Origin of the sequence: Paraburkholderia sp. BL27I4N3 (assembly GCF_003386115.1) — a bacterium.
Classification (GTDB): Bacteria; Pseudomonadota; Gammaproteobacteria; order Burkholderiales; family Burkholderiaceae; genus Paraburkholderia.
In genome coordinates, this window is the sequence record NZ_QREJ01000002.1 from 489126 (window position 1) to 515809 (window position 26684).

Sequence of the window (26684 nt, forward strand, 5' to 3'; positions counted from 1 at the left end):
CACTCACTTGCCAAGGGCCCAATAACGGCGACCGTTGATCGCCGCAGGGACCGGAACTCCATAAAACGGGCTTAAATCACGCGACGGGAACCCGCTGCGGACGCGTTCGGCCCAATCCTGCTGCGCAGATCAGAGCCATGAAGCTCAGAACGCTGCAAATCAACGCGATTGTCACGCCTGCGCTGACATCGGAATCAGAAATAGTCAGCGACGATATTAATGGTCCAAACCCAGCCCCCAACACGACAGGCACAGCAAAAATCGACACCGCTCGCCGCCTGGGATCACAGTGCGCCGACAATGCAATCTGGAACGGCACCATGAAATAGCCTAATCCACCGAACACCAAGGAAAACATCAAGAAGCCCGGGATGGTCAGATGTCCCCATAAAATATACATGGCCTGGAGAATGTAAATGACGCTGCATACAATGAGCACCGGCAGAAACCGTACTCGATGCGCAATCATAGCTGCCAAGATTGCCCCCCCGCCCTGAAGAACAAGCGACAGGATCGCTGCGAGGTCCGAGGTGCTCTTCGGAATATTTGCCGCAGCGGTAATGGGCTCAAAGTAGATCCATAACGTGGCAGTAAACGCATTTATGAAAAACACACTGAGCAACGCCAGAATCGCTGCAAATGGCATTGTCAAACGTTCAATATGGTCGCCGGGCGTCTCAGTGGAATGCTCAATAGGGGCCATGCGCTTTGGACCATAGAGAACCGCGAAGCCAGTTACCAGCGCCGCAACACCCATACTTGCGAATACAGCATTCACGCCATATCGCGGAACCAGCACATCCGACGCCAGTGTCGAGACCACGACAGCCGACCCGACGTATGCAGCCAGATATAATCCGCTCAACCGTTCCGCACGTGCATTGCGAGCCACAAATTCGTATTGCAGCCAGATCAATATGCCGCCACCGGCTCCAGCCACCAGACGCCCGGCAATGAGCCATTCGCTGCTCAGCTGCGTGCTCCAGAAATTGCCAAACGTATTCAGCAACACACCAATAATTGCGGTTCTACGTACATTGCTGAGAGAAAAAAAACGTGGAGCGAACAGACTTGCGAGACCAACCGACAGGTAGTCTGCCGCTGCGACATGGCTGAGCTGCACCGCGTTGACCCTGCCAGCGATCAGGAGGTCGCCATACAGGATAGGCGCAACACCCAATGCCATATAAGCAACGACCATGAGCAGCGCCATGATCAAAGTGTCGCGGCTTGTAAAAACTACTTCGCGGCTACTACTCTTATCCATCACATTGACTCCAGGTGGCCAAACGAATCACGCGGGTTCAGGCAAATGTCCGGCGCTCTCCGGGATACGGATGGCACCAACCTGCTGCAAGAAGCTGGCCGAGTCGTAGTAGCCCCAATGTTCAGTAATCTTCCCGTCACGACAGATATCGACATAGAGGCCGTGCAGTACGAGCTGTGCGCCATGAGGATCGACACCGCATAGCTTGCCAGTGATGGTGCCGCTCGACTCCCAATGCGACACTACAAACCCGTCACCCGCGCGTTGCTCGGTGATACGAGCCTGCATGTCAGGAACGCAATCCGCGAAAAGCTTCCCCCAATTGACCATCGCCTTCAGGCCCTTAAAGCCAAAGACGCCGTTGTCGTAGTTCGCGACGTCTTCCGCATAAACCTCGCCCGCTTGAGATAATTCGCGTGTGACGTTGAATATCTCGAAACCGCGCCGCGCAAGTCGTTTATTGCTTTCTTGAATTTCCAATTCGTCATTGGAGGACATTATCTCTTCTCCATCTTGATGAGTCATCTTTTTTTCACAACCTACCCTCGGCGCCGCGGAAAAAGGTGGCTCAAGGAATAGCAGTTTTACCAGCGTAAGTGCAGCGAATTGAGCGCGCCAACGACACCCGTCTTCATCCTCACGGGGTGCGCCGGATCCAGTTCGAAGTCTGGAATCTTGCTTAACAGAACCTGGGTGTACGTCATCAATTCCAGCTTGGCAAGGTTGGCGCCAGGGCAGCGATGCGGTCCAGCGCCAAATGTCAAGTGCTCTTTCCCATTGCGGTCCAACAATACCTCTCCCGGGCTCTCAAAGACTTCTTCGTCCAAATTGTGCAGAACAAACGGCGCGCATACGATATCTCCTTTCAGAAGCGTTACCCCACCCATCTCCACATCCTGTGTCAGCTCACGGCCCCCCGCGATCGTCACATAGCGCCGCAGAACCTCGTCGATGGCTGTGGTCAGAAGCTTAGGGTTTTCAATCAGAGCTTTGCGATCCGCAGGGTAACGAGCCAGGTGGTAAGTGAGAAAGCCAAGATTGGCGGAGACCGTATCAAGCCCCGCGAATAGCACGTCACGCGCAACAGCCATTGCATCGTCAAACGTCATTTTCTGATCGAAAATCGGTTCAGCAAAGATGCGGCTGAACGCGTCCTCGCCAGGCGACTCCATACAACGCCGCACAAACGGTTCCAGGTACGAGTTCGCGATATCGAGCATCTCCTCCTCACTCATGCTCTGGTCCTTGCGAACAATCTGCGATCCAAGCGGACGCAGGCGCTGCCAATCCTCCACGGGCAACCCGGCAAAGGCCAAGAACAATTTGATCGACAGCGGTTCTGCAATTTCGGTCAGTACTTCGCAATGTCCTTTATCGATTACCTTATCGATCAGTTCCGCCGCCAACTCGCGTATCGGTTCCAGCATGGCCATCACATGCTTCGGACCTAAACCACGGCTGACCGCACGCTTGAACTCCGTGTGCTCGGGCGCATCGAGTTGCAAAGGGATCAGCTTGAAATGCTGTGAATCCGACTTTGGAATAATCACGCCGCGACTGGAGAACCGCAGTGCATCGGTCCAGACTTCCTTGATGTGTACGGCGCGAGTAGCAATCCAATGCCCGCCATTCTGCGGCGTCCACAAAAAATCCTTCCCAGGTTGTCGTATTGCCAGCCATGCCTCGTGGAAATCGTCCTCACCGCCGGGAACGTTGTAAATGTCAAGATCAATGACGTTGTCCTTCGGCACGTTTGCCGGAATTGTGTACTCACTCATTTCCTTCTCCATCCATATTGCTAAAAGCCGCCCAATGTTGATAGACCGGGTCATGGGGCGCCCAATCACCGCGTGGCCCCGGATATTTCTTACTGTTGCTTGGCTGCTCGATCACCCAATCCAGCACGAATGTCCGGTGACTGAACTTCCAAATGCCGTTTCGGCGCTCGAACCGGTCCAGATACCGACCACCCGACAAGTTATCCATCGGCACGCCATCAATGAGCTGCGTAGCAACACACAGGCAGTAGCATTCCCCTATCGCCTCATCACCTCGAACGGCAAATAATTCATTGGAGAACTGGTGATAGGTGCGTACCTTCGCGCGTACCCAGCCGATCGCCAAGTCAACGAATTCGGATGCGGGCCCGGTGTAGCTGCCCGATACGACCGTTGCGTCGGGGTGGTAAGCAGAGGCAAACAACCCCGCATCGCCACGATCGGCCGCGCGCCCGTAGAGCGTAACAAGCTCATGCAGAGCCTGCTTACTCAGCAATTGGTCAAACGTAGAATCTTTTTCCATATATTTTTTACTGTTTCCACAAAGCCGGCGGCCGCTGCAACGATGAACAATTCAGGCATTGACGCTGGAATCGGCCTCGATCAATTGCCTGCTGCACGATCCAAACCCAGCAACCCAAACGACCCCCAATCCCTGCCTCCGGCAATTCTCTCGAAGGTTCCGAACATGAAATTAGTCATGTCAAGTATTGAAGCAAACATTGTTAGGTTCAACGTAAATAATGTCATGCTTTTCGGAAGCGATAGAGCCCAAATACTTGGGCCAACAGACATCGATTGGATATGGATCCAGCCGATTTTCCATTGGCACCATTAATTTTTGTCAGGCACGCCCCGCATGCCTCGTCACAACCAAATCAGTCTCCAAGACGATGCAATTAAGCTGACAAGCACAATCGGAAACGGGATCGACTTCGTTCATCCAGCCAATATTGAGCTGAACGGATAGCCGTTTTGCGCATCATGAACTCAATCAAGGCTGCTCGACACCATTTTCGGTAAACACGAGAGGGGTGCCCTGGTGAGTCGCGATAACGGCAGTCGCGGTGCTACGGTCCGCGCGAGGCGTCGCGGTAAAGGTAGCGCCATCGTCGTGGCTGAGCAGCGAACTACCGTCCAGGCCGACTGCAATGACGCTGCCGTCCGTTAGCTGAGTCATCGCGGTTATTGAACCTTTGCTGCTTGTATCGACTTCCTTCCATGTGCTGCCAAAGTCTGTGCTACGCAATATGTGGCCTCGCACGCCGGCGACCAACAGCACGCCACCACGCAAGCTCAACCCAGTCCACAGCGTGGCCGGCGACATCGTTAACAGGGGCTGCCACGATTGACCCGCATCGTCGGATCGGTAGACGGTTCCTCGCTCCGCCGTCATGAACAACTGCCCGCGCGCTCCGGCGAAGATACAGAACAGGCTGTAGTCAGCATGAGCCGCACCGGATGCAGCAGGTAACTTTATTTTTTGCCACGTTTTTCCGCCGTCTTCGGTACGCAACAGCAAGGACCAAAGTCCGCCCGCGATACCGACTTTTTTATCCTTGAACCAGACACCAAAGAGCGGCTGATCGACAGTGTAGTCTTCACGTTGAATCGTCCAAGTCTCCCCACCATCGGTACTGTGCAGAATCGTGCCTCCGTGGCCTACGGCCCAACCCTCGTTTTCGTCCACGAAACTCACCGCAGTGAGCGTAGCGCGGCGTGGCACCGCCCTGGCCTGACGAAAGCTCTTGCCGTCGTCATCGGACAGCAGCACAACGCCGTGGTCCCCCACCGCGACTATGCGCTTGCCGGCCCGTGTGACGCCGAGCATCATTGCCTGGCTGGCCCATGGGCTCGTCACCGCCGGGCGCAAATCAATGCCTGCGGGGTTGGCCTGTGCAGCGGACTGCGCGGCGCCGATTTGCCAAAATAACGAAAACAAGGCAGCACCGACCTGCAGCAAGCAAATACCCGCGAGTCGCCGTGATTGTCGAAAAAACCGATGGCTCATGATAATTCAGTGAGTAAGGATGGATGGAGAATGGACTGGACCCCGGCGCGGAATCAGCAACTCCAGCACAACCGCCAGCGCAGGCAGAGCTGTAAACGCCATCACCAAATTGACGATAAACATGAAGGCAAGCAAGATGCCCATATCAGCCTGGAATTTCAAGGCCGAGAACGACCAGGTCGAGACACCAATGGCAAGCGTAATGGCGGTAAAAATGGTGGCCATGCCTTCGAACTCCAACGCTCGCCGCATCGCAATCTCGATCGGATCTCCGTCCGCCATATGCATCTGCAATCGGTTATAGATGTACAGTGCGTAATCAACTCCAATACCTACTGCCAACACCATGACAGGCAAGGTCGCCACCGTAAGCCCGATCTGCAATTCCTTCATGAACCAATAACCAATGAAAGTACCGATGGTTAATGGCAGGCAACATGCAATGGTTGCGCGAATATCACGGTAAACCACCAGTACCAGCGCTACAATCGCAGCATAGACATAAAGCAACATCGGCAACTCACTTCGTTCCAGTTCGTCGTCAATAGCGGCCTGGACCCCTGCGTTGCCCGACGCAAGAAAAATTTTCACGTCGGGTCTGGGATTTTCCGCGCGGAACTTTTTAACCGCATCGACTACCCGCTTGATCGTGACTGCCTTGTGATCAGTCAGGAAGAAGTTAACCGCGCTCATACGGCAATCCGGGCTCACGTAGCCACGGTTACGGGCGATCTCGGCGGCCATTGAGCCGAGATTTACCGCATCGATCGGGATCACCGCCATCTTCGGATTACCTTCGTTATAACCCGCGCTATAGCTACGCAGCCGAGTAGCAAAGGCATCCACGCCACGAATACCCGACGTGTGCCCCACCTGCCAAATGAAGTCGTCCTGATACCGCGGTACTTCGACGTTGTCACATGAATTTGGCGGCGATTCGAAAACGATCGTGAGCCAATCCAGCCCTGTGTCGTAGCCATTGGCGATCGCTACCGCATCACGATTGAAGCGTGAATCGGACCGTAGCTCGGGCGCTCCAGCCTGCAGCGTCCCCACAATACGGTCCCGGCTTTGCCAGATTGACGTTGCCAGGAGAAGCATTGACAGTACAGTGACGATGATGGCATTGCGAGGTCGAGCGATGACGGCCAATGCCTTGATCAGATGCAGGCGTTTCTCACGCCGCAGCATCGTTTTCTCTGCGAAGGATTGATCAAAATGAAAATATGACGCCAGCAGAGGCAACATCATCAGGTTCGTGATGATCTTATAGCCGACACCGAGCGAAGCCGTGATTGCCAACTCGCGGATCATCGGGATCGGGATTAGCAGCAGCGTTATGAACGAGACGAACGCGGTGATCAACGCAAGCATTCCCGGGATCAACAACCCAGCGAAGCTATTGCGCGCAGCCTCCATTGTCGTCTTGCCCTGACCAAGACCGCGTACGATGAAATTGATCTGCTGTACGCCATGAGAGACACCGATGGCAAATACTAGAAATGGTACGAGTACACCTAGCGGGTCCAATCCCACGCCCATCAGTTTCAGTGTGCCGAATTGCCATACCAGCGATGTCATCGAACAAAGCAATGGAAGTAACATCAGGCGTACCGAACGGCAATACCAATAAACCGCGAGGGCAGTCAGGAACACCGCGATCGCGCAGAACTTGAGCACCGCCGAGGCGCCCTCCGATATATCGCCTATCTGCTTGGCAAACCCGATGATCTGAATCTCGAAGTCCTTGTCCTCGAACTTTTTGCGTATTTGATTTTCGATCAGTTTGTTGTACATGACGTAATCGAGCTTCTCGCCATCGGCGGTTCGATCGTTGAGGTCGGCAACAATCATGGCGCTCGTCTGATCTCGCGACACCAGGGTACCAACGTAGCCACCGACACGGGAGAGCCGGGCGGTGTTGGCGATCACTGTATCGTTAAGCTCTGCTGGGGTCACCGTTCCAGGGATGAGAGGATCGGCGCGAAAACCATCTTCTGTGATTTCGTTGACGAAGGTGTTGGGGGTCCAAAGCGACTGCACGCCCAAACGGTCGATGTTGGGCAGAAAAATCACGGCTTGGGTCACGTCGTATAGCCGCGTAAGCCCCTTTTTTGTAAAGATGGTGCCCTTGCGAGCTTTGACGACAAAGGTCAACCGATTTGCGCCGAACAACTGAGCACGGTATTTGAGAAACGTCTGGATGTACTCATGGCCAGTCGGCAACTGTTTGTCAAAGCCCGCCTCCATGCGAAGCTGCGCTCCGAACCAGCCTAACACGATCGTTATTCCAAGCAGTCCCACCAAAAACGGAGAGCGCCAGCGGAACAGAAAAGCTTCGAGATTCTTGACAAGGGATTTCAGCATAGAGTTAACCCGCCAATGATGTTGCGCGCTCAGCGATTAAGAAACAAGCGCGCCAGACCTGCGAGTCCGACATGCCGTGATGCGCGAAAGCTTTAGAACGTGACATTAAGATAGCCACCAACGAAGTCGCGATCCCTGTAGTACTGCCGGGTAAGATACCTATTTTTTCCGCCGAAATAATTTGTATAGGACAAGCCAGCCGTTATGACATTTTTCGAGGCATTCTGGACAAAAAACAAGCTTATGGTGGTCGCTTGCGTTCCGGCTAGTGCACCTGCCAAGGCACTGGGATTGTCGTTCAACTGATACGAATAAAAGATGTCAGGCGTAAATAGCCAGCCAGGAATCACGTTGCCATCATAGGACCAGTTGAAATCGACGTTCAAGCTTCCCGAGTATTTGTTTGCGGTACTGACCAGATTGCCGCTTGAATCCTGGAAAAAATATCCGCCGGCGAGAACAGGCTGGTATACCTGAGCACCGTTCAGGTTGCGACTAACAGTGCCTGCACCAATGTTATAGTGAACCATAACCGCTTCCAACGAGAGTTGGGCGTTGTCCGCATGAAGCACGTGCTTTACCAAAAAGGGGTAGTCGCTTGGCGTCATCCCTAATACAGCGCTGACGCTCGTCTGGATCTTACGAGCATCGATACTGTACGGACAAACCGATGTGTCCGCGAACGGCCCACTTGGGTTATAAGTGCTCTGCGGAGATGTGTAGCAACCACCAAGACCAACGGCGTCCCTAGGACGGTAAGATGCTTCCCATCCGAGCGCCCAATCACCCACTGCGCCGTTCGAACTCACCCCATATAGGCTTCGATTCTCTAAATAGCGGTAACTGCCGTTAGGTGTACCGTCAGTTTGGTACACGGGAGCCTTGTCGTTGTAGTGAAGATAATAGAAACCGAAGTCAACACCGCTACCAACCGGCTTGTAATGTCCCGAGAAGCCAAACTGCCCGCTATTGCTAGGTTTGATCTGATTCCAACCGCTGCCGTTGCCAAAAGTATCGCTCGTCGAAAAATAGCCACCGGCCGGCGCAAATTTGTCGGCATTCCATGCCACCTGATAATAGGTTTCGAAGCGCAGGCCAGGCAGAATGCCACCTGCCACACTGATCATCGGCGCCGGCAGCAGCACTTCCTTGAGCAGCGTGCCGGGAATGGCATATTTCTGGTAGTCGTAGGCATTGATTGAGTTGATGCCGCCGCTGGCATAGAGCGTTTCGCCCCAGTTAATAACTTGATTGCCAATCCGTACGCGCCCGGTCTGACCATTGATGTCGAAACTCTTACTGACCCAGAGATCGAGGAGCTGGGGGTTGGTGACCAACTGATTACGAGCCGGTTGAGACAACGGACTGTTGGTCCAGTCGGCGGCAAAGTCGTGCTGTATTGTTGCGCGCGCCAGAAATGAAATACCCTGCTCCGGTAGCGCGAACGAGAATTCAGGCGTGGCTTTCACATACAAGCTGAAAAAGTGACCCTTGCTGTAGTTCTTATCACCTGAAACTGCGAAGCCGGAAGCGGCGAATTCCGGCGATGTGTCTATGCCGGAAACTCGCAAGCCGAAACCCGTTCCAAGCACAGTAGTAAAGTCTCCTGTCAGCGTTCCGGCATCGTTTTGGAATGTTACTGCCATCACCGGTGTTGCAGCCAGCGACGAAAGCACTGCCGATGCAATCAGTAGGTTTTTTAGTTGCCCAGCCATCCCCGCTCCTAATCTTCTATGTTCAATCCATCTGGATAGTGTTAAACCGGTGTACTTAAATGTGCAAGGCTGCAGATGAAATACATCTCGAAAACTTGTGAGGTCGAGGTGATGAGATTGCAACAGTTTTCGGCCACTCGCCCGCGCCCGGGGGAACCCATGCAAGTAGCGGGCCCCGACATTACTGACCAGTCTTGCCAACTGGTTATACCGGGGTGATGGCGGCATATATCCCATGCAGTCGTTAATGCTGCCGCCCCGTGTATTTTCGGAACAGACGGAGCGGCAGCGGCAGTTATTGAAGGCCTGCCAGAAATCTTGGCGCAAGCCTCAACGCTCGCTAATCGCACGCAAGTTTTCCGGTGAAAACCAGTCGAGGCTCAGACGCGGGTCTTGCGATCGGTCCGTGAAGAACCGGGTATCCTTGGTGCCTTGACCCGACCAGATTTGGTCCCAGACGTAACGTCCACTGATCAAGTCATTGAAGACGTACGTACCTGCAACGCAAGCACCTAGCTCGTAGGCCGGCGTCGGACTGGCTTCGTGAACTCGCCACAGATTTCCTTTCGCGTCGTAGTCTTCGCCTGCCACCGTCATCCAGCTATCCTCGTCGAGGTACACCGTGCGTTTCGGTGCCGAATGTCGCACGCCATCTTTAACCGTCGCCTCGAGTACCCAAACGCGATGCAATTCGTAGCGCCGTCCGGAGGGCTTCACGTAGTCAGGGCCCAGGTCCTGCTTGTAGTCGCCCGTGCTGTCCCATGCAAGAAAATTGTTATAGGAAACATATAGTTCTTTCTTGCCGACGAGCTTCCAGTTGTAACGATCCGGATTACCGTAAAAAACTTGCTGGTCGTCAACCGGGTACTGGTTTTCAAATCCGATGATAGGTGCGTCGTAGCCATACGATGGCTGCCGGCGCACGCGGCGCTGACCAGGGAAATAGGCATAGGATTCGTTATCCTTATTGTAGTAATAGGTCTGGTTACTGGCAAACCCTAGCTGGGAAGCAGGCTCCAGAGCATTGTAGTGGCCGGCAATCTCCACGCCACCGTTGTCCTTGGGACTGAAGGTACCCTTTTGTGCATTCGGATAGAAGAAGACATCGTTACTAACATACGCGAGGCCATCACGCCCCGATCCCGGTGGCGCCGACAAATACGAGACGGCTCGCCCTTCTTCATTCCCGACCCCCTGATATTTTGTCAACCAGTTCCAGATTGCTTCGATGCCAGTTTTCGGGAACGGGAAAGGAATACCCGGCAACGCCGCATCTTCGAGCGACCAGCCATCGGCGCCGATTTTCCCGCGCCCTTGGGCATTCAGCACGGTATTCTTCGCAACAAAGTCCGGGATGCCACAGTCTCGATGGGTGGGATATACCGGCATGGTGTACCCCTTTTTCGTCTTGAGCAGTGCAATCTCGCCAACCGTAAGGTGATCCGCATATTTGTCGACGTTGGACGCGTCGATGATGAATAGCGGCTTGTCGTCACTGTGCGGCCAGTAGGTTTTGCGATTTTTGCCGTAACTCCATCCTGCGCGCGGCGGCTCGGCTCCCGTCCAGGCGGGAATAGTGCCGTCACTATTTCCACTCATCTCCGCACCAGACGGAGTGAGACTTTTACCCAGATCTTCAGGACCGGCAGCCCAACTCCCGGACATCGCCGCAACCAACGCGATTGCAGTAGCACCTACCTTCATCAACTCCAGCTTCATCTTCATGTCATCCCCTACATAGCCGACCATGTTTAACTACAGGTCGATGGTAATCACGAGATTTTTCTTAGGATAGGTTCGTACAGGCCATAGCCGGGTGCCTGTCGGCCACCTGCCCATGCACGAGATTTCAGATTTTCAATTGCAAGCACCGCAAATCGGCGCCGCCCTGACGTCCGGGACTGTGTTGCCAGCTCATCATTTTTTTGGTCGGATTCGGCGAAATACACGGCGTGAGTAAGAAGAGCGGTAGACATAGGAATCCTTACAATGTGATAAGACTTCGCCGAACGCAGGCATACTCACGTCCACTTGAACAAGGTAATGGTCGCGCGACGTACAAGCCGGACATGCCGTGTTCCACGACGATATCGACTGCCTCCTTGGTGAAATCATCTACGATAGTCAGGCACTTCAGACGCCGCCCGTTCGACAGCGCATCCATCACGAAATCAATTGACCAAACCTGGTTAGGCCCGCCCATCAATGCCAACTGCTCACGTTCAATCACGACACCGTGGCGCCGACGGCGGCGTCGCACGGCCAGCCAGCCCAGCTTCACGATAAAGGCTATGCACGCGCTTGTGATTCGCGTGAATGCCTTCGCGCTCCACGAGTGGATGCAGCCGCCGGTGGCCGAAGCGCCGCCCCTCATGCGCCAGTTCCACCAGGCGCGCCGTCAGCGCTTCGTTCTCGTGGTCCGCCATCGCCTCGTAATGCAACACGCTGCGAGATAGCCCAACAAGCCGGCAGGCCCGGCGATCGGAGATGTTTACCTTCTCCAGAATCGCCGCCACTGCTTCGCGCTTGGCTTGTGGGCTCAGGGCTTTCCCTGGACGGCCACCTTCAACGCTTCCATAACTAGCATCGCTTCGGCCAGCAGTTCCTTCAGCCGCGCGTTCTCGGCTTCCAGCTCCTGCAGTCGGCGCGCTTCCGACACCTCCATGCCGCCGAACTTCGCGCCACTTGTAACGACGCGTCACTGAAGCCGTGCTTGCTGCACAGCTCCTTTGCCGGCATGCCGGCATGCCGGCCTCGGCTTCCTTCAGCAACCCGGTGATTTGCTCTTCCGTAAAGCGCTTCTTCATGTTCGTCCTCTTCTCCGAAAACGAACTTTCCTAGGTTCTGACTGACCCGGTTTGTTGGGGCAGGTCGCTTAACGATATGTACGCTTGACCTAATAATAGTCGCTGATAGACCTATAAGCAAGATCGTTAAAGTAAGGGAAAATACTGCCTCGTGAGACGTACAGTTCGCGCGGACATCGTTCTGATAGGCGGCGCATATGACCCTGTCACCAAACTCGGGCGCCGACGTTCCGGACTAATTTGTCAAATCAGGAACCATCGGTCGCGGACCCTAACATCAAAAAAAACATTTCAATATTTCGTGATACCATTTGTTCGACCTATAGTTGTAGCTTGGGTCGTACAAGATTTTTTGGGGGAGCCAGCATGCAGGAAAAGGCGGTGAAGCACTGGACGCTTGATGAGGCTAGACAGCCTAAGTCCGGCACAGGAACGCCTACGGGGCGAAATCGGGAGCTACGCATTACCCAGATCATCCATGCCGCTCAGCAAACGTTCCAGGAGGATGGGTACGCTAGGTTTACAACGCGCCGCGTAGCCAGTCGCGTTGGCATTACACTAGGAAATCTTCAGTATTACTATCGGACGAAAGAAGAGTTGCTACGTGTAACCTTGCAGGCATACTTGAACCAGACACTGGACAGCTACCGGGAAATAGCAAATCGGAAAGATGCCAGTGCGGCGCGGCGTTGCTCTGTGTTGGTGGAGCGAATTATCCAGGATATCAACGAAACCGACTTACCGAAGTTTATGTTTCAAATCTGGGCTTTCTCCCAGCACGATTCGTTTGCAGCGGCGCTCGTCGACGACACGTATGCGGAGTGTCGGTGCATATTTGCGAAATTGTTGGCCGAGATTCACCCAGCTTTGACCAGCGAGGAGTGCCTGGTACGTGCATCCATTCTTGTCTCCCAAATTACCGGGATGATGATCTTCGCTTATCACGGCGGAGACTCAGATAAGGACTACGCAGAGTTCATTCGCGTAACGAAGCGGGCTGTGAAATTGATCGTCGGTTTGTCCACAAAGACGCCGGGGAACGATACTCTTTTCCATTGTTTAGCCGATCCTTCGGTAGGCGCGGACGATAGCGCCAGTGCACGCATCGAGCCCATTGACCCTGAAGATCGATTCCAGCAGCGACTATTCGAGCTGACTATACGCGCAACGGGACAGAATGAAGTCTACTACCGACCAACGGTTCAGGGGAAACGCAGGGAGGTCAAGATCAACGAGATCGTCTCCTCTGCCGCGAACCTTCTCGCCACAGAAGGATATGGGAACTTCACGCAAGCGCGAGTGGCCAGGGAGCTTGGCATTCTGCCATCTGCGCTTCAGAACTACTTTCCAACATATGACGATCTGCTCCATTCGACGATTGATGCGCTAATGAAGCTCTATTTGGACCGGTATACAGAACTGGGGAATCCAGACGGAAAATCTGCGCTTGATCGTCTGCGCAAACTTGTCAAAGACGTCTCTGAGGAAGGTCGTGATCCGCGGGTATGTCGATTTTCCTTTGAAATGTTCGCACTGGCCCAACACTCGGAGAGGACACGCGAACTCGTGGGAAAGGTGTACTCTACCTATCGGGCGATTTATGCGGGTCTAGTGCGAGAGATAGACTCATCCGCGACCGCTCGCGAATGCCTGGCGCGTGCAACACTGATTGCTGCGCAGCTGGAAGGTACGTCGACTTTGATGTTTGGCAAACAGCAGTTGCCGGCGAACACTGACTCGGTCTTTAAACTAATGCAGACTATGGCGATTCGCATCGCGCAAGGAGGGATCACCACGGAGACTTGATATTAGGAGGCACCCTGCAAAAAATTTTCCACCCTGGAAAACTACAACCGGCTGAGACGGGTCAACCGGTCAGCGTGCGGCCAGAAACCTTGAGGTTTGCTTTAGGCGTTTCTCGTCGGAATTCGAAGTCGGTCGGTCTGCAACTTGCACTGGACGATCCAATTCTTTAGATGCAATTCCTGATGTTTGTTTAGCTTTCGGTGACCACCGGCACCCTGACTCGAAACGCTGTCGAGCATTTCGAATGGCTGCATCAAACTGCGACTCTGTCGCCAGATGTTTGTGATCAACGCTCACGAGCCAGCCATGACCGGACGCGCACCATCTAATGCGCCCTTCCTCGTACATTAGACAGAACCAGCGCCACAGTTCGGCGTCGCTACGATTTGCCAATCGCGCTGCTTCAAATCGTTCATCCCTCTCGGAAATGTTTGGCATAACCTTCCCCTAACTCCTCAAATAGTAACGGTGACCAAACTCCAATACGCGAATCCACGTGCTTAGGTAGCCCCACCATCTTGGCTACCGTACCACCGCCCTACCTGCTGCGAGCGGAGATATGTCCACGGGAAAGACCGTGACTGAATAAGTCCCGCAGCAGCAGCAGCCCGATCTTGGGCAGAGATTCAAGGGATTAGACGGTTTTTTCAACCTCGCTCACGAGATCGGGAACGACCGTAAACAAATCTCCAACCAGACCATAATCCGCAACGCTAAAAATTGGCGCTTCCGGATCTTTGTTGATTGCGACGATTACCTTCGAGTCCTTCATGCCGGCCAAATGCTGTATCGCACCGGAGATGCCAATCGCAAAGTACAGCTGCGGCGCGACGACCTTGCCTGTCTGGCCGACCTGATAATCGTTTGGCACGTACCCCGCATCGACGGCTGCGCGGGAAGCGCCCATCGCAGCGCCCAGCTTGTCGGCCAGAGGCTCGAGCACCTTTGTGTAGTTCTCGCCACTACCCAGACCACGCCCACCCGATACGATGACGTTCGCCGACGTCAGTTCCGGACGGTCCAGCTTCGTCACCTCGCGGCTAACGAATTGCGAGACGCCTGCATCAGCCGCCGCTGCGATCCTCTCAACCGATGCACAACCGCCTACTATTGCGGCCGGTTCAAAACCGGTTGCACGGACCGTAATGACCTTGATTGGATCTTTAGACTGCACAGTCGAAATAACATTGGATGCGTATATTGGTCGCTCAAACGTATCGGCGGAATTTACAGCCGTAATTTCACTGATCTGCGCAACGTCTAGCTTTGCGGCAATACGCGGCCCGATGTTTTTACCGTATGCGGTAGCTGGTGCCAGGATATGCGAGTAGCCGTGAGCGATGCTCAGCACTGTTGCCTCAACGTTCTCCGCGAGGCCTTCTGCCAGTTGAGGCGCATCTGCGAGAAGAACCTTTTCGATTCCCGCCACGCTGGCAACCTCCTCCGCCACTCCCATTGCACCATGACCGGCGACGAGCACATGAATAGCCTGATTTGTGCAAGTGGCTATCATCGCACCAGCGCCGATGGTGTTTAGTGTCGCCGCCTTCAACGACGAGTTATCGTGCTCAGCAATTACCAGAATTGTCATCTCATTCGTCTCTACGATTTCACGCTGATTAAATAACCTTGGCTTCGGTTGTGAGTTTTTCGATCAATGTCTTCACGTCTGCCACTTTCACGCCAGCTAGGCGCCTCGGCGGATCGCTGACTTTCAGTGTTTTTAGTCGCGGCTTGACATCGACGCCCAAGTCTCCGGATGTCACAATCTCCAGCGGTTTCTTCTTCGCCTTCATAATATTCGGCAACGTCACATAGCGTGGCTCGTTCAAACGCAGGTCGGTCGTGACAACCGCGGGCAGTTTTAGTGACAAGGTTTCCGTGCCGCCATCGACCTCACGCGACACCGTGACCTTTCCATCCGCCACAGCGATCTGGGCCGCAAATGTAGCCTGGGGTAGCGTTGCGAGCGCAGCGAGCATCTGGCCCGTCTGGTTCGAGTCGTCGTCAATTGCTTGCTTGCCAAGAATCACGATGGAAGGCCGCTCCTTGTCGACCAGCGCCCTTAGCAGTTTCGCCACCGCCAGCGGCTGCAACTCCTCGTTCGACTCGATCAGGATGGCGCGGTCCGCGCCCATCGCCAGTGCCGTGCGCAGGGTTTCTTGGCATTGCGCGGCACCGGCCGACACTGCAATCACTTCTGTCGCTACACCCGCTTCTTTCAAACGCACGGCTTCTTCAACGGCGATTTCGTCGAACGGGTTCATCGACATCTTAACATTCACAATGTCGACCCCGGTATTGTCCGTCTTCACACGAACCTTCACGTTGTAGTCCACCACACGCTTCACTGCCACCAGAATTTTCATGTTGCTCCTTCAATGAAACAAGAATCCGATCAACGTTCCGCCGGCCAGATTTCATCCTTGTATCGCGATATTCAATAGGCGTAAAAACCACGACGAGTCTTTCGACCGAGAGATCCGGCGTCCACAAGCTCTCTGAGCAATGGTGCCGGCCGATATTTTGGATCGTTAAAATCGCGACTTAGTACCTCCATAATCGCCAGCACAGTGTCAAGACCGATTAGGTCTGCCAACGCGAGGGGCCCGATTGGATGATTCGCGCCCAGCCTCATGCCGGCATCTATATCTTCCGCGCTCGCGAGTCCTTCGTGCAAAATGCAAATCGCTTCATTGATCATGGGAACCAAGATTCGGTTCACTGCGAAGCCTGGCGAATTTTTGACGTCGATAGGTGTTTTGCCAATACGCTTTGCGAACGCCACCGTCGTATTGAACGTCGCGTCACTTGTGTGCGCGCCTCGGATGACTTCGACTAGCTCCATAACTGGCACAGGATTGAAGAAATGCAGTCCTATGAAGCGGCCGGGATTTGAAATTGTCGCGCCGAGCTTTGTCACCGATACCGACGAGGTATTGGTAGCGACGATAGTATCCGGCTCAACGATCAAGTCCAGCTGTTTGAGAATATTCTGCTTGTTGCGCACATCTTCGGTCACGGCTTCGATTACCAGCTCACATGCCGCCAGACGCTCCAATGCAACGCCGCCATCAATCCGAGCCTGTATAGCGGACGCCTCGGAATTGGATAATTTCCCTTTCGATACAATTCGTTCGAACGCAGCCGCGATACCTTCCAGACTGCGCTGTATTGCCGCGTGGTCGATATCGTTGAGTACAACATTCAGTCCTGACGCCGCACATGTCTGAGCGATGCCTTGTCCCATCTGGCCTGCACCCACAACACCTATCGTCTGGATTTTCATATCGCGCTCCTTGTACGCAATTCGTTTCTCCTCCGCGGTAACCTCAAGCCAATCCGCGAATAACTGCCTATCGTGCAGCGACGGGTCTTCCCATTGGAGACTGGTTGTATTTTGCAAACGGCTCATCTGTTTTTTGTTGAGGAGAGACCTTCTGCTCAATCTACGCTTCGCGTTACGGTCAAACAAACGATTTATCCGCATGCACATGTGACAAAATCTCACTCCATAAATCGACGCCTATACCGAGGAAGAGCGGGCGACGTCGTAGCATTGCTATCTGGAAGAACAGCTCTCGTTTCCATTCGAGGCCGGCATTCGCAAAGCAATGGCCTCTTCACCGCTGCGCCCGGGTGAACACGTCTCGGTCACAGGACTCGCTCATGAAGACCTGTGCCGGGTTGGCATCTTCGTCTGGGTTCGGTGGGGCCTACGTGACGTGGTGGCACCCCTGGCCCAGATCGTTCCGGTGAGCTGCGATGAACCGACACAAGTAGCCGTCGCTGACTGGCACTACTGGCATGATCAAGGTTACGCGTTCTGACATCCAGAAAGCCGTCGCACTGTCGCAGTGGGATCTCGCTCACCTCGTCCTGATCTCTCGCAGTGTTGTTGGTCCCGTACTAAATTCCAACTTCTGACGGGTTACGCTGACGGATACGTTCGAAGCGACGACCAATTCGATGCACGACCTTCCAGTCGCACCCAATATTCTGGACCAGGACTTCAGTGCAAGCGCTCCGAATCAAGCCTGGTGCGGTGACATTACCTACATCGCAACCGATGAGGGATGGCTGTATCTGGCCGGCCTCAAGGATCTGTATAGCAGAGAGATCGTCGGCTATGCTATGAGCGAGCGCATGACAAAACAGCTGGTAATGCAGGCGCTGTTTCGCGCTGTCGCGTCGCACCGACCACCGGCCGCTCTGATATAGCACACGGATCGTGGCCCAGTACTGCGCCCACGCCTATCAGAAGCTCCTCAAACAGTTCGGCATGCAGGCATCAATGAGTAGACGTGGAAATTGTTTTGATAACGCACCCGTTGAATCGTTCTGGGGCTCATTGAAAAATGAACTCGTCTATCATCGCAAGTTCTCGACCCGCGACCAGGCCTGCAAAGAAATCACGGAATACATCGAAATCTTTTACAACCGGCAGCGAACACAGGAACGCCTGGACTATCTGTCGCCGGCCGCTTTCACGCAGCGATTCCATTTGAGTAAAATCGCTGCTTAGCCGTTGGCGTCCACGGATTCCGACTGACCTCACCGTCGCTCGTCAGCCACGGCGACGATTCTCGATTCGGCATAGTCCGGGATCCGGCATGAACCTGAAAGGCCGATCACATCGATTCGTATCGCTGTCCGTCTGGCTGTTCACAAACCTGCCGATTATCAATACTGCCGATGACTACGCCACGCTCATGCCGTGAAGCATGCTCTCACGAAAATCACTCGGCGAAAGTCCTGTCCAGCGCCTGAAGGCATGCCGGAAATTAGATGCGTCGCTGTAACCGACGCGGCCAGATATTTCTTCCGCCGACATTCGGCTGGTGGACAAAAAGTTTATCGCAAGTTGTTTGCGGACCTCGTCAACGAGCTGGTTGTAGGACATTCCCTGGTCTGCGAGCTTACGTCGCAACGTGCGTGGTGACACATTCATCCATTGCGCCAGCTCGGTCAGCGTTGGCAGAGTGTCTGTGTAGGACAGGAGACGATTTTTTACTCGCATGCAAACATCGTCGCAGCGCTCAACTTTACTCATAATTCGTTCGCACGACGCAACGCAACTCTCGTACATTAAATTGCAGCGCGCTACCGGATTTGCTCTTAACCAGCGCGAATCAAAGCGCATCTCACAGTTTGGTGCGTTGAAACTGGGATACGTGCCGAAGGTGATCGCATATTCGCGGTTGTTAGTCCCGCCAAGCTCGGCAGAAGTGTTCAATGCGACAGACGTAAGGCGGAAGTCGGGCGAAATTGCCTCACGCAGCAGCGTAAGCATCTTCGACATCTCTAGTTCTATGCAAAACCGCTGCTCCTGAATGTCGAATGAGTGGAGAAATTCGAAGCCCAGCACCGCTTCAGAACCTTCTTTGCGCAGCTTGAGATGGAACTTGGCACCCATGAGCGGCGCAAACCGATTGGTCATCTCGATGGCGGTTGCTAAGCTATCTGCGCTCGCGAATGCACCACCAGCAAAACCAAACGATGACAATCGCAAACGTCGGCCAGCGGCTAATGCTAACGATGTCGCCGACATCATGCGGACACCATTGCGATGCAGCTGCAATTGTTGGCACAGCGAGATCTTGGTTCGCCAGTCCAGCAGTGCACGGTGCTCGATATCAGTGCCAGTCAAGGCATCGTGCGTCGCGCAGCCCTGCTCATTCAATACGCTCAACAGCGCTAGCACTTCGCCGAGATAACAGGCTCGGTCGCGGATTGATATGTCGGAGTGGGTCATAGTTTTTCCAAAAAACTAGGGCTTCAGCCGTAAAGTTGTATTGGCTGACACGTCTGCACCTTCATCAACACTACACCCACCTCAAAGCAATTTACGCGCCATGTCAGATAAAATCAGTGTTAACATGATTAAGGCGAAAATGTCGAATGAAAACATACACGTATTGATTTTTAGTGTCCCAGCGTCCTAGCATTTGCGCGGCCTAGCTTGCACTAATTTGATGTATGATGCATCCATGCATAGGCATTGTCTATCGGGCTTTCCCTCATTTGGAGCATTGCCACAGAGATGCGTCAGGAATTTTTGAACCAATCAAAGAATGGAAATGGCCGTTGCGGCCGCATGCCACAGACGTGTCCGGTGCGACCGGCATGCCTTCGGAGCGACCGGTGGTACATTTGGAGGCGCTGCACAGAAATTGGGTAGTTAAAGCGAGACGGTGCCTATATAACTAGCCGCCGCCTGTGATCGAATCGGCAGCTCGATGGCCTCGGAGGTTTTGCCCGACAGAAGACTATCCGAACGCGCAGGATCACTTTATGGTATGTCGCAGCACTTTCTTCGCGCGGAATGTGTAATCGAGTATTTGGTGGATCACGCTGCCCGCCCAGTCTTATGCAGTCTGGCGCCGTGCGGGATGACATCCGTCCCAACTTGCATTAAAGGTAAATTGATGACCAATTTGTTTCAAGCCGTCGGACATACAAATCTCGGCGAGACGGTCTATAGCGTCATTTCTGCGCAGCTGATCAAGGGAGGTCTGCGGCCCGGAGACCGGCTTAGAATCAGGGACATCGCTGCACAGATGGGTACCAGCGTCACACCGGTGCGAGATGCGTTGCTGCGGCTGGTGCAGGATCGGGGTTTAGTTTTCCAGAACGCTCGTGATATTCGTGTTCCTCATATTTCGGCCGACGAATACCTTGAGATCCGGATGATTCGCGTTGAGCTGGAAGGGCTTGCCGCGGCCCAAGCGGCTCAGAGAGCCGACGAAGCAGATATCGATCGTCTGTTGATTTTGGTGAATGAAAATGAGGAGGCCATCAAGGCTGGTGATTTCGCTCGAGGGACTGAGACCAATCAGCTCTTCCACTTCGAATTGGCACGCGTTGCAAAGGCGCCAGAATTGCTGGAAATCTTGACCCGTCTTTGGATCCGGATGGGGCCAATCATCTCGGAGGTCTATGAACAAGGTGGGCGCTCAATGATCGAGCATCACTATGATATTGTACAAGCAATAAAGGATCGCAACCCCCGAGCGGCTCGTTCCGCTATGCGCGAGGACATCGAGTCTGCTGGCGAATTGATCCTGCGACTGAGAACTCAAGATCGAACGCTTGGGGTGTCGAGTGGTAAGACCGTACCACATGCACTAGCTGGTACCCCGCGTCGTTCCAAAAAGACGGCCTGAAAATATGTTGGAAGAAAGACTCGACCCAAATCTATATGTTTCTCTGCCCATACTGGCGGAATTCGCATTCCGTCAGACAGTTGGCCACTTCGAAGCACTACGCACTCCTTATCGAGCAGACCGTTTCGCAAAGCACCCGGGCGAAACACCAATCGTCGATCTCACGCTGCTTCAGACCAACCTTTTTTTGGCCTCACAGATTTCGCGCTTGGTTGGATAGAATCGAACCAGCGCGCCTTTGAGCCAGCTCAATCTAACCGTGCTGTTGCCCAGTATTGCCGCGCCTGCGATTCAATCCAGACGCGAAACACGGTCAGTGCCACGTTCTCCGATTTTTGCTCGGGATAAATCAGGTAGTAAGAGCGATCGCTCGCATGCTCGTAACGGGAGGCTTCGACCAGTACGCCTCGCCGCAGTTCGTCCTCCACCAGCAGCCGCGGAATCAAGGCAACGCCCATGCCATGCACTGCGGCCTCCGCCAGCATCGAGAACAGTTCGAAACGCGGTCCCGACATGTCGCCACCGACCTGCATGTCGCGCGAAGCAAACCAGTCCCGCCACGCGTAAGGGCGCGTGCTCATCTGCAGCAGGGGATAACGCGACCAATCCGCCCGGTCCAACGTCTTGCGCGGCGCGATAAGCCCGGGACTACAGACCGCGATCAGGCTTTCTCCCATCAAGAAGACACTTTCCGTTCCGGGCCAGCCAGCGGTACCCGCATGGATGGCAGCATCGAACACGGTATCGCCGAATAAAAACGGCCGCGTCTGCGCTGCCAGATGCACCGTCACATCCGGATGCTCCTGCACAAACAAAGGCATGCGCGGCAGCAGCCATTTAGTCGCGAAGGTTGGTACCACAGCCAGCTCGAGCGTGCCGCCCTGCCCGCCCTTTGCCATTAACTCCAAAGTATCGCGCTCGACCATATCGAGCAACGAACCGACCTTTCGACTGTAAGCCGTACCCGCTTCGGTCAGCGCGACACCGCGCCGGCTGCGGCGGAATAGCTTCACGCCCAGAAAATCCTCGAGTACGCCGATCTGACGACATACAGCGCTTTGCGTCACGGCCAGTTCGTCGGCCGCCTTCGTAAAACTCTGATGACGCGCGGCCGATTCAAATGCTGATAGCGCAGAGGTGGAAGGGATCTTGCGTCGCATTGGGCCCGCCTTTTCAATGATTAGAGGATCGACTAACAAGTGCTATTTTTTCACAATTGAGTGCGAACAAAGCGTTTGAGAGGTGGCCTCGAGAATTCAGACAGTTCGTTGAGTGGAAAAGCTGGGGCGTGAGTCGGTCATAATGGCCGGCGACAAGGAACCAGAAGGTGACGAAACGAAACCGACGGACCCACTCACCGGCGTTCAAGGCAAAGGTGGCACTCGCGGCACTCGCGGCGCTCAAGGGCGACAAGACGCTGGCAGAGCTGGCCCAGCAATTTGATGTCCATCCGAACCAGATCACGGACTGGAAGAAGCAGTTGCAGGAGAGGGTTGCCGATGTGTTCGAAGGGGGCAGCGCGGCGCCGTCGGCGCCGCCAGTCGACGTGAAGGTGCTGCACGCGAAGATCGGGCAATTGACATTGGAGAATGATTTCTCATATGGCCTGTTTTTGCAAGCAGGACGAGCGTAGCTCTCGCTGCCGCGATCTCGAACGTCAACGTATCCGACCTGATTGGTAACGCGTAGAGCGCCGGCGCAAACGGGTCCAGCCCCATGGACTGCTCGACCAGAGCGGCCAGGCCGTTGATCGACTTCCTGAAGTCGACTGCCTCGCGATGAACGTACACCTTTAGTTTAGCGTCGAGCCTGAACATCGCAGCGCCCCAGTGTCTCGATCATCGCCGATACCAGCGGCGCATCCTGTCCGGTACAGTCCAGCCGAAGCGTTACGCCGTTGGGCATTTCCACCGTCAACTGCGAGCGCACGGGCGGGGGCGATGAGCGCGTGGGCTCGCAAGCCAGCTTTACGGCGTCCTTTTGCTCAACCACCTCACGACGGCTGATCTCGACGACTGGCACGAACGCCGACGGCACGGCAAGCGCAGGCGCATTCTCGAGAACTTCCGGCGTCGCTGCCACGCCGTTGCGTTCTTGATGCAGCTTGATCCACCGGCGCAGCAAGTTGGCGTTCACGCCGGCCTTGAGCGCCAACCCGGCCACCGACACGCCCGGTTGCAAGCAGGCCTCAACAAGCCTGCGTTTGGATTGCGAGTCGTAGCGCCGCTTGCCGTCGCGACCTACGAGCGTAACGGCCAGAAGCGCCGCATCTGAATCGATCTGAGTCATGGGCTGTGTCCACGTCAATTTTCAGTGGACACAGATTGCCTTGCTCTCAATTCGAACGCTATGTGCTGATAAATTCGCGCTTACGGTATTTCCGCTTCCAGCTGAGCCTGCGCGACATCGAGGAGCTACTTTTCGAGCGCGGCGTGATCGTGACATATGAGACCATTCGATGCTGGTGTGACAAGTTTGGCAAGGGCTTTGCGCATCGGGTGAAAGCGGCGCGACGCAAGACAGGTAGCACGTGGCACCTCGACGAGATGTTCGTCACGCTTCGTGGAGAACCGTATCTCCTATGGCGAGCGGTTGACGAGCACGGCGCCGAGCTCGACGTCCTACTGCAAAAGCGGCGCGACAAAGCCGCGGCCAAACGCTTCTTCAGGCGTGTGCTGCGTTGCAGTCCGGTTCCGCGCAAGATCGTCACCGATCAGTTGCGCAGCTACCCAGCGGCCAAAGCCGAAATCCCGGAGCTTGCGAAGGTGAAGCACGTGTTCGTCAAAGCTGCAGCCCGGCGGAACAATCGGGCCGAGAACAGATCCTATGAAGTATCCAAGTCGTCGACTGGCTAACGCCTAAAATCGGCGTACCGAGGTTTGCTCACGGGAGAGCATCATGCGTACAGATCAGGGATACACGCGTACTGAGGAACCGGCGCTGGCGGTGTCACTCGAACTCGCCGCGGCGAAGTGGAAGGTAGCGTTGCACGACGGGCAGCGGGAGCAGCCGGCGGTGTACACCGTAGCGCAACCGCAAGCCCCCGCGCGCCTACAGGCCGTGCTGGAAGTGATCGAACAACAGAAGCTGAAGTGGTCGCTGCCCGCGGGCGTGCACCTTGTCGTGAGTTATGAAGCCGGCCAGGACGCGTTCTGGATCTATCGGGCGCTACGGGCACGCGGTATCGAGTGTCATGTGGTCGATCCAGCGAGCATTCCGGTCGAGCGCCACAAGCGGCGTGCCAAGACTGACCGGCTTGATGCAATCAGGCTGGTGATCAGCCTGCGCGCGTGGCTGCGCGGCGAGCGCGACCGCATGCACGTGGTGCACGTGCCGTCACCGCAGGACGAAGCGTCCCGCCATCTGATGCGCGACCGAGGGGAACTGCAGAAGGAGGTGCTACAGCATCGTGACCGGATGCGCAAACTGCTTGTCACGCTCGGCTGCTGGGATGAGGTTGACCACAAGGCCTTCGCCGCCCGCCTCGCCCGTGACCAGGTGCGGTGTCCCGACGGTGCGCCACTGCCGCGCGAGCTGCGGGAGCGGCTGCTGCGCGAGTGCGAACGGCTGGCGCTGGCCGTGCAGCAACTCGCGGCACTCGAGAAAACGCAACACGCTGGCCTGCCCGCACCCGCACGCGAAAGGATCGATCTTCTGACGCAGCTAAATGGCATTGGCCCGGTGGGTGGCTCGCGTCTGGCGCTCGAGCTGTTCTGGCGGGACTTCCATAACCGGCGCGAAGTTGGGGCCTGCGTAGGGCTGGTTCCACAACCCTACGACAGTGGCGAGAGCCAGGTGGACCAGGGGATCAGCAGGCAGGGCAACCGTCGCGTGCGCGCACTGCTGATTGAGATGGCGTGGTGCTGGATCCGTTACCAGCCTGGCAGTGCACTGACGCAGTGGTTCAACCAGCGCACGCAAGGCACGGGACCGAATCGCCGCGTGCGGCGCATTGCGATCGTCGCAGTAGCACGACGCCTCGCGATCGCGCTGTGGCGCTACTTGAAGGACGGCGTGATACCCGAAGGCGCACAACTGAAGTCAGTCTGAGCCCGAAAGGTATCGCGACAACGCAATCAAGGGAGGAACGATACCTGTCGATAGAGAGTTTGAAGTGAAGATGCCCGTGTTGATGGCGGGTTGCTAACGCGACCGATCAAACAGATGGGGCATGCTCCCGGAACAGGCTCCGGCGTAACGCGCATAAAGGATGAGGCTGGCCATACGCCAGCGGATAGAAGTTGGTGAGACGTTGCTGTCTTACGCGCGCGATAAGCGGCTTCAGGCTAACGACGTTGACCGGACTGTAGCCATGGTTGAAGTTGAGGGCGGTGGGAATCCGCCGGACTATGCCGCGAAAATGCGGCTTGTATGGCGGCGAGCACCCTCACTCGCGCCTGCCGCCATACGCCAGCATGTCACCACTTCAACCGACGCGTGAACGCGAGCGTCGCATGCGCGGCTTTCGCGACCCGAAACGCACACGGAAATTCCTCTCGTGCTTCGGGCCGATCCGGCAACATTTCGCGCTCAAGCGGCATCTGCTGCGCGCCGCACTCTATCGCAAACAGCTCGCTGCCCGGCTCGTCGCCTGGCGCGAATTCACCGAACTCGCCCAAAATCCATCCTACTCATTTTGAGGCGTGCTCTTTCTCCCGCTTTTACGCCCCGCTCTCGATAAGTTGATAATCATTGAAAGGCCTCCTGGCCGCCCCAGAAAAGGGGCGGCCAGGGTCTAGAGTTGAGATGCAGTCCTCAACTGACCCTTTCAGGAGAGAGGGTGGCCGCACTCCCTCTCGGGAACACGGCCCCCGAAGAACCCTGCGAGCGACTTTCACCGCACAAGGCTCGCGCACAGCATTAAGCGTCGCGCTAACGCCGGCCTTGCCAAACTCCACAAGCCCTTCGCAAGCATCGCATCGTTGATCCATTCCGTTACCGGAACAAGGACGCTGAACCGGCGTTTGCCGGTCTCTCTCAAGCTGCCCTCTATCGAATCTCGAACACGGGCCTGCGACAGCTGCACCACACGGAAGTCTGCACCCTTTCAGGTCAGGGCAAAGTTCGAACCCCTATGCAAGCCGTTACAGCTTGCCGTTCGCTTTATCCGCATTCTCTTACCCGCTCCACCAACAGCGCTCCTTGCGGTTTGCCTGCCATCTCACGATGCTCTGTGAGGTTGGCGGTGAGTCGGGCTTACCACGTTCCCAGTCTTGCCGACGCAACAAAATACTACACGTGCGCCTGTCCGTTTAGCGTCCGCCTCTCCCCCGGTAGCACTTGCGACGACGTACCCCTAATCAGCAAAGAGGCAACCGGCTACTTACCTTTTGGTTCGAGCCTCACAGCAGCTTTGGCTCATCACTTCTTACGAGGTTTATACAGCGGTTCACATGCATTACGCTTGCGGAACTTGCCTTGCCCCCACACCGCACGGCTGCTGGCAGTGTCGATTCCTGCCGTGTCGCCACGGTGAACCGTCTACTGAAGGGTACGTTGTCTCCGAAGCTTCGCACCCGATCGTTACCAATCGCGCACGTCCGAATAGGCAACTGCTGGTCGTACAGCAGGTCACATTTCGAGAGGTCTCGAATGTGACAAGAAAGAGCTTTGCCGTCACCATCATGCTCGAAACCGGCACCATCGCACGCTTCGCCAGCGTCGGCCATTTCAGCTCCTATTGCCGCTGCGTGGACAGCAAGCGCATTTCCAACGGCAAGAAAAAGGGCGAAGGCAACCTTCACGTTTGCTCTCCTGTTTGGAACAG

General features: G+C 55.3%; 18 protein-coding genes and 7 pseudogenes. 8 read left to right on the forward strand and 17 right to left on the reverse strand.

All coding sequences use genetic code 11. The features are described from left to right. Positions 1–76: 76 nt before the first annotated feature. The 9 genes and pseudogenes from B0G71_RS39545 to B0G71_RS39585 all read right to left on the reverse strand — a co-directional run. Positions 77–1267 (reverse strand): MFS transporter, encoded by a 1191-nt coding sequence (locus B0G71_RS39545; protein ID WP_116149864.1) that lies wholly within the window; start codon positions 1265–1267, stop codon positions 77–79. Between the two features lie 27 nt (positions 1268–1294). Next, positions 1295–1765: an ester cyclase gene (locus tag B0G71_RS39550; protein WP_181916978.1), complete on the reverse strand. Its 471-nt coding sequence runs from the start codon at positions 1763–1765 to the stop codon at positions 1295–1297. 86 nt (positions 1766–1851) lie between these two features. Further along, positions 1852–3045: a cytochrome P450 gene (locus B0G71_RS39555; RefSeq protein ID WP_181916979.1), complete on the reverse strand. Its 1194-nt coding sequence runs from the start codon at positions 3043–3045 to the stop codon at positions 1852–1854. Further along, positions 3038–3568: a nuclear transport factor 2 family protein gene (locus B0G71_RS39560; protein ID WP_116149869.1), complete on the reverse strand. Its 531-nt coding sequence runs from the start codon at positions 3566–3568 to the stop codon at positions 3038–3040. The genes B0G71_RS39555 and B0G71_RS39560 overlap by 8 nt, the downstream gene beginning before the upstream one ends. Positions 3569–4039: 471 nt before the next feature. Continuing rightward, entirely contained in the window at positions 4040–5056 is a 1017-nt protein-coding gene (locus B0G71_RS39565; protein ID WP_116149871.1) for a YCF48-related protein, read from the reverse strand. Positions 5057–5062: 6 nt separating this feature from the next. After that, a complete protein-coding gene (locus tag B0G71_RS39570; RefSeq protein WP_116149872.1) occupies positions 5063–7423 on the reverse strand; it encodes an RND family transporter in 2361 nt (786 codons plus the stop codon). Positions 7424–7515: 92 nt separating this feature from the next. Beyond that, positions 7516–9138 carry a DUF1302 domain-containing protein gene (locus B0G71_RS39575; RefSeq protein WP_181916980.1) on the reverse strand — a complete coding sequence of 541 codons (1623 nt, stop codon included), beginning with the start codon at positions 9136–9138 and terminating at the stop codon, positions 7516–7518. 330 nt (positions 9139–9468) lie between these two features. Next, complete coding sequence (locus tag B0G71_RS39580) at positions 9469–10863, reverse strand: DUF1329 domain-containing protein (protein ID WP_116150015.1); 1395 nt, start codon at positions 10861–10863, stop codon at positions 9469–9471. A gap of 316 nt (positions 10864–11179) precedes the next feature. Beyond that, a pseudogene (locus B0G71_RS39585) lies at positions 11180–11945 on the reverse strand (transposase); the annotation flags it as partial. A 366-nt stretch (positions 11946–12311) separates the two neighbouring features. On the opposite strand from B0G71_RS39585, the gene B0G71_RS39590 reads away from it, so the two are divergent. Then, positions 12312–13751 carry a TetR/AcrR family transcriptional regulator gene (locus tag B0G71_RS39590; RefSeq protein WP_116149876.1) on the forward strand — a complete coding sequence of 480 codons (1440 nt, stop codon included), beginning with the start codon at positions 12312–12314 and terminating at the stop codon, positions 13749–13751. Positions 13752–14385: 634 nt separating this feature from the next. Here B0G71_RS39590 and B0G71_RS39600 read toward each other — a convergent pair. The 3 genes from B0G71_RS39600 to B0G71_RS39610 form a co-directional block, all read right to left on the reverse strand. Further along, positions 14386–15342: an electron transfer flavoprotein subunit alpha/FixB family protein gene (locus B0G71_RS39600; RefSeq protein ID WP_106286273.1), complete on the reverse strand. Its 957-nt coding sequence runs from the start codon at positions 15340–15342 to the stop codon at positions 14386–14388. A gap of 28 nt (positions 15343–15370) precedes the next feature. Beyond that, on the reverse strand, positions 15371–16120 hold the full coding sequence (locus tag B0G71_RS39605; protein ID WP_116149877.1) for an electron transfer flavoprotein subunit beta/FixA family protein: 750 nt from the start codon (positions 16118–16120) through the stop codon (positions 15371–15373). Between the two features lie 71 nt (positions 16121–16191). Beyond that, positions 16192–17040, reverse strand: a complete 849-nt coding sequence (locus B0G71_RS39610) for a 3-hydroxybutyryl-CoA dehydrogenase (protein ID WP_116150017.1) — start codon at positions 17038–17040, stop codon at positions 16192–16194. Between the two features lie 277 nt (positions 17041–17317). Between B0G71_RS39610 and B0G71_RS41655 the strand changes: the two are divergent. Together B0G71_RS41655 and B0G71_RS39620 are read left to right on the forward strand one after the other, a co-directional pair. Next, positions 17318–17800, forward strand: a pseudogene (locus B0G71_RS41655) (calcium-binding protein). Next, positions 17700–18276 (forward strand): annotated as a pseudogene (locus B0G71_RS39620) (IS3 family transposase); the annotation flags it as partial. The pseudogenes B0G71_RS41655 and B0G71_RS39620, both read left to right, overlap by 101 nt. Before the next feature lie 174 nt (positions 18277–18450). Here B0G71_RS39620 and B0G71_RS39625 read toward each other — a convergent pair. Beyond that, a complete protein-coding gene (locus B0G71_RS39625) occupies positions 18451–19506 on the reverse strand; it encodes an AraC family transcriptional regulator (protein WP_116149880.1) in 1056 nt (351 codons plus the stop codon). Positions 19507–20179: 673 nt separating this feature from the next. Between B0G71_RS39625 and B0G71_RS39630 the strand changes: the two genes are divergently transcribed. Continuing rightward, positions 20180–20917 (forward strand): GntR family transcriptional regulator, encoded by a 738-nt coding sequence (locus B0G71_RS39630; RefSeq protein WP_116150018.1) that lies wholly within the window; start codon positions 20180–20182, stop codon positions 20915–20917. A gap of 248 nt (positions 20918–21165) precedes the next feature. On the opposite strand, the gene B0G71_RS39635 is transcribed toward B0G71_RS39630, so the two are convergent. Beyond that, a complete protein-coding gene (locus B0G71_RS39635) occupies positions 21166–22077 on the reverse strand; it encodes a LysR family transcriptional regulator (protein ID WP_106286267.1) in 912 nt (303 codons plus the stop codon). A gap of 167 nt (positions 22078–22244) precedes the next feature. Here B0G71_RS39635 and B0G71_RS39640 point away from each other — a divergent pair. Further along, positions 22245–22514, forward strand: a pseudogene (locus B0G71_RS39640) (transposase); the annotation flags it as partial. 76 nt (positions 22515–22590) lie between these two features. Here the strand turns inward: B0G71_RS39640 and tnpB are convergent. Beyond that, positions 22591–22734: pseudogene (gene tnpB, locus B0G71_RS42815) on the reverse strand (IS66 family insertion sequence element accessory protein TnpB); the annotation flags it as partial. Continuing rightward, positions 22715–23206, reverse strand: a complete 492-nt coding sequence (gene tnpA / locus B0G71_RS39650; RefSeq protein ID WP_116149882.1) for an IS66-like element accessory protein TnpA — start codon at positions 23204–23206, stop codon at positions 22715–22717. The pseudogene tnpB and the gene tnpA, both read right to left, overlap by 20 nt. A 5-nt stretch (positions 23207–23211) precedes the next feature. Here tnpA and B0G71_RS39655 point away from each other — a divergent pair. From B0G71_RS39655 to B0G71_RS39665, 3 genes and pseudogenes are all read left to right on the forward strand, one after another. Further along, a pseudogene (locus B0G71_RS39655) lies at positions 23212–23736 on the forward strand (IS6 family transposase); the annotation flags it as partial. A 79-nt stretch (positions 23737–23815) separates the two neighbouring features. Then, the gene (locus B0G71_RS39660; protein ID WP_116149884.1) at positions 23816–24967 is read left to right on the forward strand and encodes an IS110 family transposase; all 1152 of its coding nucleotides are present in this window, start codon (positions 23816–23818) and stop codon (positions 24965–24967) included. Positions 24968–25344: 377 nt separating this feature from the next. Further along, a pseudogene (locus tag B0G71_RS39665) lies at positions 25345–25557 on the forward strand (IS6 family transposase); the annotation flags it as partial. A gap of 702 nt (positions 25558–26259) precedes the next feature. Here the strand turns inward: B0G71_RS39665 and B0G71_RS42820 are convergent. After that, positions 26260–26661 (reverse strand): hypothetical protein, encoded by a 402-nt coding sequence (locus tag B0G71_RS42820; RefSeq protein WP_181916981.1) that lies wholly within the window; start codon positions 26659–26661, stop codon positions 26260–26262. Positions 26662–26684 lie beyond the last annotated feature (23 nt).

Bases quoted from the DNA above. Each gene is read 5' to 3' on its own strand.
- B0G71_RS39545 (WP_116149864.1), bottom strand. From the start codon at position 1,267: ATGGATAAGAGTAGTAGCCGCGAAGTAGTTTTTACAAGCCGCGACACT.
- B0G71_RS39550 (WP_181916978.1), bottom strand. From the start codon at position 1,765: ATGTCCTCCAATGACGAATTGGAAATTCAAGAAAGCAATAAACGACTT.
- B0G71_RS39555 (WP_181916979.1), bottom strand. From the start codon at position 3,045: ATGAGTGAGTACACAATTCCGGCAAACGTGCCGAAGGACAACGTCATT.
- B0G71_RS39560 (WP_116149869.1), bottom strand. From the start codon at position 3,568: ATGGAAAAAGATTCTACGTTTGACCAATTGCTGAGTAAGCAGGCTCTG.
- B0G71_RS39565 (WP_116149871.1), bottom strand. From the start codon at position 5,056: ATGAGCCATCGGTTTTTTCGACAATCACGGCGACTCGCGGGTATTTGC.
- B0G71_RS39570 (WP_116149872.1), bottom strand. From the start codon at position 7,423: ATGCTGAAATCCCTTGTCAAGAATCTCGAAGCTTTTCTGTTCCGCTGG.
- B0G71_RS39575 (WP_181916980.1), bottom strand. From the start codon at position 9,138: ATGGCTGGGCAACTAAAAAACCTACTGATTGCATCGGCAGTGCTTTCG.
- B0G71_RS39580 (WP_116150015.1), bottom strand. From the start codon at position 10,863: ATGAAGATGAAGCTGGAGTTGATGAAGGTAGGTGCTACTGCAATCGCG.
- B0G71_RS39590 (WP_116149876.1), top strand. From the start codon at position 12,312: ATGCAGGAAAAGGCGGTGAAGCACTGGACGCTTGATGAGGCTAGACAG.
- B0G71_RS39600 (WP_106286273.1), bottom strand. From the start codon at position 15,342: ATGACAATTCTGGTAATTGCTGAGCACGATAACTCGTCGTTGAAGGCG.
- B0G71_RS39605 (WP_116149877.1), bottom strand. From the start codon at position 16,120: ATGAAAATTCTGGTGGCAGTGAAGCGTGTGGTGGACTACAACGTGAAG.
- B0G71_RS39610 (WP_116150017.1), bottom strand. From the start codon at position 17,040: ATGAAAATCCAGACGATAGGTGTTGTGGGTGCAGGCCAGATGGGACAA.
- B0G71_RS39625 (WP_116149880.1), bottom strand. From the start codon at position 19,506: ATGACCCACTCCGACATATCAATCCGCGACCGAGCCTGTTATCTCGGC.
- B0G71_RS39630 (WP_116150018.1), top strand. From the start codon at position 20,180: ATGACCAATTTGTTTCAAGCCGTCGGACATACAAATCTCGGCGAGACG.
- B0G71_RS39635 (WP_106286267.1), bottom strand. From the start codon at position 22,077: ATGCGACGCAAGATCCCTTCCACCTCTGCGCTATCAGCATTTGAATCG.
- tnpA (WP_116149882.1), bottom strand. From the start codon at position 23,206: ATGACTCAGATCGATTCAGATGCGGCGCTTCTGGCCGTTACGCTCGTA.
- B0G71_RS39660 (WP_116149884.1), top strand. From the start codon at position 23,816: ATGCGTACAGATCAGGGATACACGCGTACTGAGGAACCGGCGCTGGCG.